11 protein-coding genes are annotated in these 11,486 nt (G+C 55.5%); 6 read left to right on the top strand and 5 right to left on the bottom strand.

Annotated elements, in window-relative coordinates:
• Positions 1-50: 50 nt before the first annotated feature.
• Positions 51-209 (top strand): hypothetical protein, encoded by a 159-nt coding sequence (locus ABYK60_RS17480; RefSeq protein WP_372873283.1) that lies wholly within the window; start codon positions 51-53, stop codon positions 207-209.
• 164 nt (positions 210-373) lie between these two features.
• On the opposite strand, the gene ABYK60_RS17475 is transcribed toward ABYK60_RS17480, so the two are convergent.
• The 3 genes from ABYK60_RS17475 to ABYK60_RS17465 all read right to left on the bottom strand — a co-directional run bounded on the left by ABYK60_RS17475 (position 374) and on the right by ABYK60_RS17465 (position 4,045).
• A complete protein-coding gene (locus tag ABYK60_RS17475; RefSeq protein ID WP_372873282.1) occupies positions 374-1,741 on the bottom strand; it encodes a tetrathionate reductase family octaheme c-type cytochrome in 1,368 nt (455 codons plus the stop codon).
• An 88-nt stretch (positions 1,742-1,829) separates the two neighbouring features.
• Positions 1,830-3,569 carry a DUF3373 domain-containing protein gene (locus ABYK60_RS17470; protein WP_372873281.1) on the bottom strand — a complete coding sequence of 580 codons (1,740 nt, stop codon included), beginning with the start codon at positions 3,567-3,569 and terminating at the stop codon, positions 1,830-1,832.
• 146 nt (positions 3,570-3,715) lie between these two features.
• The gene (locus ABYK60_RS17465) at positions 3,716-4,045 is read right to left on the bottom strand and encodes a cytochrome c (protein WP_372873280.1); all 330 of its coding nucleotides are present in this window, start codon (positions 4,043-4,045) and stop codon (positions 3,716-3,718) included.
• Between the two features lie 615 nt (positions 4,046-4,660).
• Here ABYK60_RS17465 and phsA point away from each other — a divergent pair.
• The 4 genes from phsA to traF all read left to right on the top strand — a co-directional run bounded on the left by phsA (position 4,661) and on the right by traF (position 9,846).
• Positions 4,661-6,943, top strand: a complete 2,283-nt coding sequence (phsA, locus tag ABYK60_RS17460; protein WP_372873279.1) for a thiosulfate reductase PhsA — start codon at positions 4,661-4,663, stop codon at positions 6,941-6,943.
• A 13-nt stretch (positions 6,944-6,956) separates the two neighbouring features.
• Positions 6,957-7,523, top strand: a complete 567-nt coding sequence (locus tag ABYK60_RS17455; RefSeq protein ID WP_011761283.1) for a 4Fe-4S dicluster domain-containing protein — start codon at positions 6,957-6,959, stop codon at positions 7,521-7,523.
• 2 nt (positions 7,524-7,525) lie between these two features.
• Complete coding sequence (gene nrfD / locus ABYK60_RS17450) at positions 7,526-8,512, top strand: NrfD/PsrC family molybdoenzyme membrane anchor subunit (RefSeq protein ID WP_372873278.1); 987 nt, start codon at positions 7,526-7,528, stop codon at positions 8,510-8,512.
• Positions 8,513-8,652: 140 nt separating this feature from the next.
• Positions 8,653-9,846, top strand: coding sequence for a conjugal transfer protein TraF (gene traF / locus ABYK60_RS17445; protein WP_372873277.1), 1,194 nt, complete (start codon positions 8,653-8,655; stop codon positions 9,844-9,846).
• Positions 9,847-9,875: 29 nt separating this feature from the next.
• On the opposite strand, the gene ABYK60_RS17440 is transcribed toward traF, so the two are convergent.
• Together ABYK60_RS17440 and metJ are read right to left on the bottom strand one after the other, a co-directional pair.
• The gene (locus ABYK60_RS17440; protein ID WP_372873276.1) at positions 9,876-10,604 is read right to left on the bottom strand and encodes a sulfite exporter TauE/SafE family protein; all 729 of its coding nucleotides are present in this window, start codon (positions 10,602-10,604) and stop codon (positions 9,876-9,878) included.
• A gap of 62 nt (positions 10,605-10,666) precedes the next feature.
• Complete coding sequence (gene metJ, locus ABYK60_RS17435) at positions 10,667-10,981, bottom strand: met regulon transcriptional regulator MetJ (RefSeq protein ID WP_372873275.1); 315 nt, start codon at positions 10,979-10,981, stop codon at positions 10,667-10,669.
• A gap of 215 nt (positions 10,982-11,196) precedes the next feature.
• On the opposite strand from metJ, the gene ABYK60_RS17430 reads away from it, so the two are divergent.
• The coding region (locus ABYK60_RS17430) for a PLP-dependent transferase (protein ID WP_372873274.1) at positions 11,197-11,486 on the top strand (290 nt) is incomplete at its 3' end.

Below are 11,486 nucleotides of genomic sequence, written 5' to 3'. Positions count from 1 at the left end.
TATTCGATTAATGATGAATCCCCTGAAAACCGACAAGGTGGTTATCGACAATTTCCTTTGCCAAGGAATCCGAACTGAAGATGATTGCCGAAGGGGTTGAGAATGGCGTGCAGCTTGAGTATCTGCGCTCGCAGGGCGTGAGCTTAATTCAGGGTTATGTCGATTCCAAGCCGCTGGATGCCAAAGCCTTTTTTACCTGGAAGTGTTAAAGAGACCGGCAGCCTCAAACGCTTAGGCTGCCGGCTCAGGCGGGAGCGAGTGCCTGGAGTGTATGCAGGAGATATCAAGTTGTGGTGCCCAGCGGGGAAGGCCAACACGCTGGTGGAGATGCCCGCCGTGCGGGCGATGATCGTGTGTCGGTTTCCTTCTGTTATCAATTGCTTGAGTTGTGTCTTGGGCCTTGCTTGTTTTTCATTGGATCGCCGTCATAACCCAGTGCTTTCCAGTCGAGGCGGTCACCGCCGTTGTGGCAGTCATTACACTTGAGCGCTTCTTCCTTGGGTGACACCATGTGGTTGATACGCCACCACATTTCAGTTGGTGCAAAGCCATATTCACCGCTATAGCTGATACCTTTGGCCTTCAGCGTCGGGTTGGCTTCCATCCCCAGTTTGGCCGCTTTATCCCAGTCAAAATCATTCCAGTAACCGCCTTCGCCGTAGGTTTTGGCCGTGGCAAGAATATTGTGTTTCTTGTCATAGATTTGCTTGCCTGTGTGCACCTTGAAGGGGTAGATTTTTGCGCCTGCATCCTGAATATCCCCGAGAGGATAGGAAAGACGGGTCACTTCATCGGCCTTGATGGGGTCGCCAGCCATGTAGGCACCGGCTTTGCCGTTGTACCAGGCGTAGGCGGGCTTAACCATTTTGCCCCAGGTAAAGCTGCCTTTTTTCTTCTGGAATGTCTTGCGGCCGTACTCGTCCAGGGTTTCTTCCCTGTCCTGGCCTGCGGTTGACCAGTCCCAGCTCATCTTGGTCGCTTCGTTACGGGCGAAGAAGGGAATGTGGCAGGTCTGGCAGGCCACAGTGGCTGTGTGCTGGTTGATTTTCTTGTTTTTGTGCGGCGCGCCTTCGTGGCAGTTTTCACAGCCAATATGGTCGATACCACCGGGAGACACACCCATGGCATTACCGCTGATGGCGTGGGACTCAGTGGTATGGCATGCCTGACATTGGAAGTCGTTGCCATCTGAATCCATGTGCACATCGGTGGCCTTGTCGGGGTAGGCCATGGAAGAGTCCAGATCCCCGTGTTTCACCGCATCACCGCCGCCACCGTAGAAGTGGCAACTGCCGCAGTTGTCGCGCACCGGCTTACCGACATTTTTGGCTACCCTTTCCAAGTCCACCTTGGCCAGCGGCTCACCGGCGCCTGCCGGATCTTTGATGTAGGTGCCCGTGGTGTCGTGACACACCAGACAGTCTACTTTGGAGGCATCGGTGAAATCAAAGCTGCTGTCCTTCCAGCCATAACCCGCGTGGCAGCTGGTGCAGCGCGGCTCGTTACCGGCAATCGAAGTACAGAAATTATTGATGGCGTTCTTTTTGCCCCGCTCCACTGTGCGGCCGGGCAGTTCCTGGGTCAGGCTCCAGCTCCAGTGGGAGGTTTTCATAACATCGTGGGCTTCATCTTCGTGGCACGCCAGACACTGCTGGGTGACCTCGGTGCCTGAGGCGAAGGGGCCTTCGATGGCTTCATTGTGGGGATTATCGGCCACTGCCATGCCACTGCCCAGCAGCATCAGGCCGGACAGGGGGGCGAGTGCCCATTGGGAGAAAATTGTTCTCATGGTCAAACTCCTGCCCCGGCAGTGCCGGGGCCTTGAGAGGTTAGAACTTCACTGTGAGTGAGGCATTGATGTCCATGGCGGTGTCCACCACCGGCAGCAGGGATACGGCGCTGCCTGCCATTACGTCATCCACCTTCACTGGGGCGCCCACCGGGGTACCTGAGCCTGTGTACTCATAGTCGTAGTAAAGTCCGGCGAGCTTGATAAACATCCGTGGGTTCACGTCGAACAGGTAGTAGGCTTCGACCACATGACCACGGGTGGCGAGCTTGCTGCCAATAGGGTCGTCCTGAGCCTGGGTGAAGGGGCTCCAGTATTTGGAGCCGTAGTTGTACTCGAGGCCGAACTTGCCGTATGGCGCGGGCATTTGCATTCCGATATAGACGCCGTAGCCGTCATGGGAGGCATCACTCTCGGCGGCCAACGGCACCATCATCAGCTCGCTGCCATCGGCGCTGAGTTTGCCGGTGAAGGTAGCGTCTGTGAGCAGGCCGCCAAACATGCCTGCATTGCCGTTTGACTCGGCACGGGTCCAGCCAAGGGAGGCGAATGCTTTAAAATCTTCATCAGATTCATACACGTAGCCGAGGCCACCCAGGAACATGTCGCCAATTACGCCGCTGGGTTGTACCCGGGTGACGAAGTTGAAACTGTCGAACTTTTGCATGTCCTGATACATGGTGGGGGCGAAAATGGCCGCCAGTTCGTTGGGGAAGGCCATGGAACCCTTGAAGCCATCGTTGATGTCCATAGCGCCAAACAGGGTCAGCTGCACGAAGTGGTTGCCATCGTTGATGACGTCAATGTTTAAGCCGCCGAGGTGGGTGTCTTCTGTGACCAGATTGCCAAACAGCTCGCCATTGCCCCACTGGGATTCAAAGCCCTGGCCGTAGCAGAAGCGCACCACCTGGCCTTCGATGCCGGTGATTTCACCTAGGTTATAACCCAGGGTGGCACCGTCGAAGTTAAAGTGCACCAGGTGACCGGAAGGCGTGCCGCCCCGCTGTTCATTTTCGCGGATATGTGAAGGAGGGCCATAGGTGGATGGGCGGCGGCCGATAGACAGATAGAACTCGCTGCCACCGATGTTTTTCCAGTCGAAATAGGCCCGCTCTACCCTCAGCCAGTCGCCACTGGTGTTGCCGGAATTGGTGCCATCCATGGAGAAGGAACGCCAGGAATCAAAGACCTGAACCCCGGTGGAGTCGCCCCAGTTTTTGTACATGGACAAACGACCGGCAAAGTTGACGTTGTCCCACACATTGGCCTTGATATCGAGGCGCAGGCGGGTGGTGTAAAAGAGGTCGTTGTCGATATCGTAGGTGTTTGCGCTGCCGAGAGCCCAGGGCATCACACCGGAGAGTTGCCCACCCATAAAGGCGGCGGCCATATCCGGGTTGGCGGCCATCATCTTGCCAAGGGGTGAGGTCGGATCCATGGGGTCGCCGTATTCACCGGCCATGGCACGGCGGCCGAAGTCATCAAAGTTCATCTTGATGCCGGGGTTCCAGGTGACATTGCGGTAGTGCAGCGAGTGCACCTTGGTGCGAAAATCACCTGTTAAATTAATCCGGTCCAGCGCCGTGTGGCGCTCGGTTTTATTAACCCGGCTGTCAAGGTCTGCCAGCTCTTCGGACAGTTCATCAATTTTTTGCTGCAGCCGCTCGATTTTGGCCTGGTCGTTATTTGCGGTGTTATCAGCGGCCAACGACTGAGGGGTAAACAGTAAGGGAGTGAATCCCAGTGCACTTGCCACTGCCAGAGAGATAAGGGTACGCATACTCACGCTCCTGACCGGTCTTACCGGTCGAATTTGGGTTGCACTAGGCCCTGGGGTTTACCCCATATATCCCGCAACCCGGGAAGTTATTGCTGGTGTCTGCCCGTTAATGCCGGGCGAGGCTTAGCCGCCTGGGCTGATGCCGCTTAGCCGCAGGTCTGTGGCTGGTCGGAATCAGCTGCGTGGTCATAGAGAAACTGCTGAATATCCTTCAGATCTTTTTCAGACAGCTTTTGGAAGACTTCGGGTTTGCCCTTGTGCAGATCCTTCTCAAAGAATCTGTCCCATTGAGCCATGGTCTTGGTCATGGGGGTGAGTTCACCGGCTGCGTCGCCCTTGCTGTGGCAAACCTTGCACTCTTTTTTGTAGAGGTGTTTACCTTTCTTGGGGTTACCGCCGTCGGCTGCCAGGGCGCTGCTGCCCAGCACCAGGCCAAGGAGCAGTCCAAGGCCAATTGAGTAAGTGGTTTTCATCATATTCTTCCTTTCGCGGGTTGGCTGGTTTTCTTCCCTGAGTGGGGAGCCTGGCTCCCTGGTTTTCCTGTTGCCTAAAATTTAACAAAAGGTGCGATAAGGAAATTTGAAGTCGATCAGATCTATGAAATTTATCTAATTGATAAAAAATTCATTGAAAAAAATCTAATGGATAGTTGGTAATGTTATGAAAAATAGTGATTTTAAATGCTGGTGATCACTAATTCATGGTCGAAAACACTGGTTAACAGTGTGTGATCTATGTGACGTTTTTGAATATCACGCCCCACTTAACTACCTCTTTAGGGGTGTGTTGGCGTTGGATTCACTGCTTTGTCGGTCCTGTTAATGACTTCTGATTGGGCTGTCGGATTCGCCGCTAACGAGAGTCAATCTATCCTGTGTCGTGTCAAACCCGCTTTCTCCAGGGGGGCTGTTTACAGCGGCCCGGACTTTTAGTGTTGCCTGTATCACAAAGGGGCGCGCTATGTGGTTTTCCACAATACCCCCGCCAACACGCCCTGCAGACAATGGCATTAGCCGGTGAATGCCCGTCATTCGCCACAGAAGAACGATAACGCTAATCCCATTCTGCCCTTTGGGCATTTGGAGGAAACCATGATAGAGCTCTGCAGGCGCGACTTTCTCAAAGGTGCCGGTGCGGCCGGGGCGGGGTGTGCTCTGGCCACGGCGCTGCCGGGGACGCTGGCGGCCATGGGGGCGCAGCCCCTCAGTGGAAGTGAAAAAGCCATTCCGAGTATTTGTGAAATGTGCTCCACCCGTTGCCCGATTTCGGCAAGGGTTTTGGATGGCAAGGCCGTGTATATCGAAGGTAACGCGGCAGCCAAGTCCTTTGGTGGCAAGGTGTGTGCCCGGGGCGGTGCCGGCCACAGCTTACTGTACGACCCACAGCGGTTGGTAAAACCCCTGAAACGTGTCGGCGAGCGCGGTGAAGGCAAGTGGCAGGAAATCGAATGGAGCGAAGCCTATGGCATCCTCGCCCAGCGGCTTGAACAAATTCGCCGCGAACACGGCGCCGAGGCCGTGGCCTTTTCATCCAAGTCGGGCTCGCTGTCGGGCCATCTGTTCCACTTTGCCAAGGCTTTTGGCAGCCCCAATACCTTTACCCACGCATCTACCTGCCCCGGTGCCTATGTGGTAGCTGCCAAGGCCATGTTCGGTGGCAAGGTGAAGCGGGATCTGGGCAATTCCAAATACATCATCAACTTCGGCCATAACCTTTACGAAGGCATCAATATGTCCGAAACCCGCGCCATGATGAAGGCGCAAACCGACAAGCGCGCCAAGCTGGTGGTGTTTGAGCCACGCTTCTCCATCGTGGCCGACAAGGCCGATGAATGGTACGCCATTCGTCCCGGCTCTGATGTGGCGGTGGCGCTGGCGCTGTGCCATGTACTGATTAGCGAAAACCTCTACGACAAGGCCTTTATCGAGCGCTACGTTGAAGGCTTCGAGGTCTTTGCCGCCGAAGTCAGCGCCTATACCCCCGAGTGGGCAGAAACCATTTCCGATGTGCCCGCCCAAGACATCCGCCGCATTGCCCGCGAGTTTGCCAAGGCCGCGCCCCATGCGGTGGTGGACTTTGGTCACCGCGCCACCTTTACCCCGGAAGAGTTTGATATGCGCCGGGCGCTGTACGCGGCCAACGTGCTGATTGGCAACTTTGAGCGCAAGGGCGGTATCTACTTTGGCCAGAAGGCGGCCGGTTACAACAAGCTTGCCGGTGAAGCCGTTGCGCCTGTGCTGGGTAAGCCCGGCGTGGCGGATATGCCCAAGCCAACGGCCAAGCGTATCGACCAGGTGGATGAGCAGTACGCCATGATGTGGAGTGAGGGCGGTATTTATCAGTCGGTTATCGATGCCACCCTGGAGGCCAAACCCTACCAGCTGCGCGGCTGGGTAATGTGCCGTACCAACCCGATGCAAACCATGACTGACCGCGCTAAGGTGGTTGAGTCGCTGAAAAAGCTCGATTTTGTGGCCGTGGTGGACGTGTATATCAGCGAAACCGCCGCCTGGGCTGATTTGATTTTGCCCGAGTCTACCTACCTTGAGCGTGATGAAGAGATCAGCGACAAGTCCGGCAAGAGTCCCGGCTACTACGTGCGTCAGCGGGTGGTGGACGTGATTGGCGATACCAAGCCGTCCTGGCAGATCTTCCGCGAGCTGGGTCTTGAGATGGGCATGGACAAGTACTACCCCTGGGAGACCATGGAAACCCTGCAACTGTTGCAGGCCAACAAGGATGTGGCGCTTTTGAATCACATCAAGGAGAAGGGCTTTGTCAGCTATGGCAAGCCGCTGATGCTGCGTGAAAAATCCATGGTGCAGGAGTTTGTGACTGCCTATCCCGGCGCCCATGTCGCGGATGAGGACGGCAGTTACGCCAGCCTGCTCAAGTTCAAAACCCCCAGCGGCAAGATAGAACTGGTGAGCCCCAAGGTGGAAGCCATGGCCCCGGGCCGCGGCGGCATCAAGTACCGGCCCGTGACCTTAAAGCAGCCTGATGAGCTCTACTTCATTCAGGGTAAGGTGGCGGTGCACACCAATGGTGCCACCCACAATATCCCTATGCTGGCCAACCTGATGTCGGACAACGCCGTGTGGGTGCACCCCAGTACTGCCGAGGCGCTTGGTATCAAGGATGGCGATGCTATCCGGCTTAAATCCAGCGTGGGCGTGGAAGAAGGCAAGGCGCTCGTCACTAAGGGCATTCGCCCGGATACCCTGTTTGCTTACATGGGCTTTGGCTCGAAAAACCGTGAGCTGGTGCGTGCCAGCGGCAAGGGGATCCACTGTGGAAACCTGCTGCCCAATATGACGGCGCCTGTCTGCGGCATGAACGTGCACACCACGGGTGTGATCCTGGAAAAGGCATAAGGGGGCCCGGACTATGAGCAAAAGATACGTAATGGTGCACGACGAGAACAAGTGCATCGGCTGTCAGGCCTGTAGCGTGGCTTGCCGCAGCATCAATCAGGTACCCGATGGCGTAAGCCGCTTGCAGGTACGCATCGAAGGCCCCTTCGGTGAGGCACCCCATTTGCACTTCAAGTACAACCGGGTGTCGTGCCAGCAGTGTGAGGATGCGCCCTGCGTCAAGGTGTGCCCAACCGGCGCCGCTTACGTTGGTGACGATGGCATTGTGTCTATCAAGGCCGAGAAGTGCGTGGGTTGCATGTACTGCGTGGCCGCCTGCCCCTACAAGGTGCGCTTTATGAACCCCGAAACCAGGGTGGCGGACAAGTGCAACTTCTGTAAGGAAACCCGCCTTGCCCGGGGTGAACAACCCGCCTGTGTCACTGTATGCCCAACAGATGCGCTCTGTTTCGGTGATGCGGCAGACCCTGCCAGCGAGGTGTCCAAACTGCTTGCCACCAAGGTGAGCTATCAGGACAAGACACATCTTGGCACCAAACCCAGGCTGTACCGTATTCCAGCCAAGCGTGGAGGTATCTGATTATGAACAATATCTGGGGTGATATGAGTCAGTACGACGGCATTACCTGGCATTGGGTGATTGCGGTGTACCTCTTTATGGCCGGTTTGTCGGCGGGCAGTTTGCTGATGGGGATTGGTCTGCGCTGGTTTCGTGGCCAAACCCAGGGCGCTGGCCAGAGTCTAGGGGAAAGCGCCGTGCTCAAGGCCGCCGCCTTGATTGCGCCCATCGCTATTTGCCTGGGAATGCTGTGTCTGGTGTTCGACCTGACCAAGCCGTTCCACTTCTGGCTGATTTTGATTAACTACAACTTAAGCTCGGTGATGTCGATTGGGGTGATAGCGCTCCTGGCATACATTCCGCTGACTTTCGCCTATGCGCTGGTGGTGCTCAAAGACGAGCTGCCAAAGTGGGGGCTGGGTTTCCTCGGCGGCCTTGCCGATGGCCTTGGCAAGCTTCGCGGCATGCTGGAGGGAGCGCTCTTTGTGCTGTCTCTGGTGGTGGGGGCCTATACCGGTTTCCTGATTTCCGCCATGAACGCCTATCCCATGCTCAATACCGCGGTGCTGCCTGCGCTGTTTTTGGGGTCGGGTTTATCGGCGGGTGCGGCGGCCAACAGCCTGCTGGCGGTGCTGATGTTTGGTGGCGATAAGTATGGCAGTCAGGCTTCGGGCGACCACTCTGGTGGCTCCTCTGGTGACCTTGAGCGGCAACACGCCTTCGAGCTGCCGGTGATGGGCATGGAAATGCTGTTCCTGTTTATGCTGTTTACCGCGCTGTATTTCAAAGGTGGCGCGGCGGCAGCGGCGCTGGCCTCTCTCACCGGTGGGGTGTGGGCAGCCGTGTTCTGGATTGGGGTAGTGGCCATCGGCTTTGGGGTGCCATTGCTGTTGCGTTTTACTGGTAAACACGGCCGCAGCGCCATGGTCACCGCGGCCTGCGCCAGTCTGATTGGGGTGCTCGCGCTTCGGCACTTTATCCTTTACGCCGGACAATCTTACCTGTCCTGACCGCTTGAATCGATTCAGCCAAAAGCCCGCATTTCGCGGGCTTTTTTTGCGTAAATTTTCAGCCAATCCCCTATGGCTGAGCTACGCTTTCAGGAGGCTTGCTGTATGCGGTAAAAGAACGATGCCGGGGGGAGAAAGTGATGAAAATAAAGCTCGTGGCAGCCACGTTGGGGCTGATGTTCAGCCAGTATGGATTGTGTGCGCAGGATGTGTTTGAGGCCCGCAGTGATGCAATGGGCGGCACTGGCGTGGCATCAGCCAGCCTGGAGGCAGCCCCTTGGATGAATCCGGCGCTGTTGTCGTTGCCCGGTTATACCGAAGGGGACTTTGGTCTGCTTATTCCTGTGCTGGGGGCCGAAGTGTCGGACAAAGACAATATGGCCGATAAGTTCGATACCCTTGAAGATAACTACGATGGTCTCGACGCGGCCATCACCAGCGGGGATGTTGACGCTATTGACATGTACCGTGCCGCCTTGCTTGCAGATCTTAAGGGGCTTGATGGTAATACTGCTTACGGCTCTGCCGGTTTAGGTTTCAGCTTTGCCATGCCTTCCAAGGGCGTTAGCTGGGGCGTGTATTATCGCAGTTATCTTGATGGTGTAGCTGTAGCCGATATAAGTGATGCAGACTTGCTGATGCTGGAAACCCTCGACCCAATGAATCCCCCTGAACTCGATGACCTGACTTCTCAGGGGCGGGTTATTGCCGGGGCATCTTCTGAGCTGGCGCTCTCGGTCAGCATGCCTTTATCCATCGTTAACATGCCGGTGACTATCGGTTTGACCCCCAAGCTGCAGCGGCTCGACAGCTTCAATTATGCTGTAAGCGCCAACAACTTCGATGCGGGTGATTTTGACAGCGACGATTACAGCAACGATGACACGGGTTTTAATCTGGATGCCGGGCTCGCCATCATGCCGATACAGGGTCTGACTTTGGGTTTGGTGGGGCGCAATTTAATTGAGCGTGAGCTGGAAACCGTGGAGTCGGAAGGTGTGCAGCTTAAATACCGCGCCGGTCCTATGGTGACAGTGGGTGCCGCTTATGCCACCGCCAGTTGGCAACTGAGTACCGATTTGGATTTAACTGACAATGAAAAGTTTGTCGGCCTCGAAGGCACCAAATACTGGCGTTTGGGTGGCGAATGGCAGGCGCTGGACTGGTTGTCGCTGAGGCTTGGCTATCGTCAGGATCTGAATGATATGACAGCTGATCTCTACTCTGTGGGCACAGGTTTCCGGATTGGTGATGGCTTCAAACTCGACCTCACTGGTATGTGGGGCGACGATGACACCCTGGGCGCTGTGCTGCAGAGTTCATATCATTTTTAACACTAGTACTCTCAGCCGCGCATTCAGGCTTAGAGCTGAGCAATCGACTTCAACGTCAACAGCAATGCGCTGAGGCTACATAAAACCAGGGTTGCGACTCTGGTTTTTTGTTTATCGACTCTGCCAAGCAGTTTGCCTGCGACCCAATAGCCTGCGAGCACAGCAGGCAGCAGGGTAACGGACCACCACAGCTGAGCCTTAGTCACCAGGCCGGCAAAGGCCAGAATGCTCAGAGCAATCAGCGAGCTGAAAATGAAAAAGGCAGACAGGGCGGCGCGGAACTTACCGGGGTCTTTACCTGCCAGCAGTATCGCCATCGGTGGCCCGCCAATGGCGGCTATGGTGCCAAAGATGCCGGACACTGTACCGGCAATAAACAGGGTGAAGCGGTTTATGGGGGCGTTTATGCGTGCCAGGCTCAAGGCAACTGCAAGGAATACGATGGCGGCAATGGCAAGTCCAAGCACTGGGGCCGGTGCTGCCAGTAAGAGTGCGGCACCCAAGATACCGCCGGGAACCCGCCCCAGCAGCGCATATTGCAGTCCGGAAAACTCTAGAGAACTGCGCTCTCTGAGTAAGGTGAGCAGGGCGATGGAAAAGCCCATCAGAATTACAGGCACAGGCACCAATTCAGGTTCAACCAGATACAACAGCGGGCTTGCCACTACGGCAAGACCAAAACCAATCAGACTTTGGATTAGTGCACCACTGAAAATAATGAACAGCGCCAGCGCCAGAGTGAGGGGATCGGACAACATTTACCTGCTCCTGAAACGACACAAGGACCCTGAGAGGTCCTTGTGCTGGTGTGACCGGAGATTTACTCCATGTCTTCCCACTCAATGCCCATCTCGTCCATCAACTTTTTGGCTTCGGATGGAATTGAGTCAGGCTTATCCTTGGACAGATCGTCGTCATCAGGCAGTGGCTGGCCGGTATAGGCATGCAGAAATGCCTCACACAGGAGTTCACTGTTGGTGGCATGACGAAGGTTGTTAACCTGGCGGCGGGTGCGCTCGTCTGTCAGGATTTTCAACACTTTCAAAGGAATGGATACGGTGATTTTTTTCACCTGCTCATTCTTTTTGCCGTGCTCAGCGTACGGGCTGATGTATTCGCCATTCCATTCAGTCATTGACTCACCTGTTAAATCCAAATTTCGCAGCAGATTTTAAACCCTTACAAACTACAGTCAAATTATTGCTGCTAAAACGCACCAAACTTCGGTTGTTTATGTGGATTTTGGACGTCTAAACGTCTTTATGCCTATTGACGCTGAGTATCTGTCTGAGTTAATTTAGACGTCCAGACATCTTTATTGCTATCGTCGCCGAATCGGAGGAACACAACATGACACAGCGCAAAGCAGCCACCATCGCGGTGCGTCAGGGCATCGAGAGTGACACCCAGCATGGCGCCGTGGTTCCTCCCATTTATCTGTCGACCAATTATTCCTTCGACGGCCACAAAAATCCGCGCAAGTTTGACTATAGCCGCTCGGGAAATCCTACCCGCTGCATTCTGGGTGAAGCCCTGGCTGAACTTGAGCAAGGTGCAACCGGCGTAGTGACCTGCACCGGCATGGCGGCCATTACGCTGGTGACCAGCTTGCTGGAACCGGATGATCTTTTGATTGTGCC

It is taken from the genome of Shewanella sp. (assembly GCF_041630135.1).
Classification (GTDB): domain Bacteria; phylum Pseudomonadota; class Gammaproteobacteria; order Enterobacterales; family Shewanellaceae; genus Shewanella.
This window is presented reverse-complemented; position numbering and strand designations above follow the sequence as displayed.

Bases quoted from the DNA above. Each gene is read 5' to 3' on its own strand.
- traF (WP_372873277.1), top strand. From the start codon at position 8,653: ATGAAAATAAAGCTCGTGGCAGCCACGTTGGGGCTGATGTTCAGCCAG.
- phsA (WP_372873279.1), top strand. From the start codon at position 4,661: ATGATAGAGCTCTGCAGGCGCGACTTTCTCAAAGGTGCCGGTGCGGCC.
- metJ (WP_372873275.1), bottom strand. From the start codon at position 10,981: ATGACTGAATGGAATGGCGAATACATCAGCCCGTACGCTGAGCACGGC.
- ABYK60_RS17455 (WP_011761283.1), top strand. From the start codon at position 6,957: ATGAGCAAAAGATACGTAATGGTGCACGACGAGAACAAGTGCATCGGC.
- ABYK60_RS17440 (WP_372873276.1), bottom strand. From the start codon at position 10,604: ATGTTGTCCGATCCCCTCACTCTGGCGCTGGCGCTGTTCATTATTTTC.
- ABYK60_RS17475 (WP_372873282.1), bottom strand. From the start codon at position 1,741: ATGCTGCTGGGCAGTGGCATGGCAGTGGCCGATAATCCCCACAATGAA.
- ABYK60_RS17465 (WP_372873280.1), bottom strand. From the start codon at position 4,045: ATGATGAAAACCACTTACTCAATTGGCCTTGGACTGCTCCTTGGCCTG.
- ABYK60_RS17470 (WP_372873281.1), bottom strand. From the start codon at position 3,569: ATGCGTACCCTTATCTCTCTGGCAGTGGCAAGTGCACTGGGATTCACT.
- nrfD (WP_372873278.1), top strand. From the start codon at position 7,526: ATGAACAATATCTGGGGTGATATGAGTCAGTACGACGGCATTACCTGG.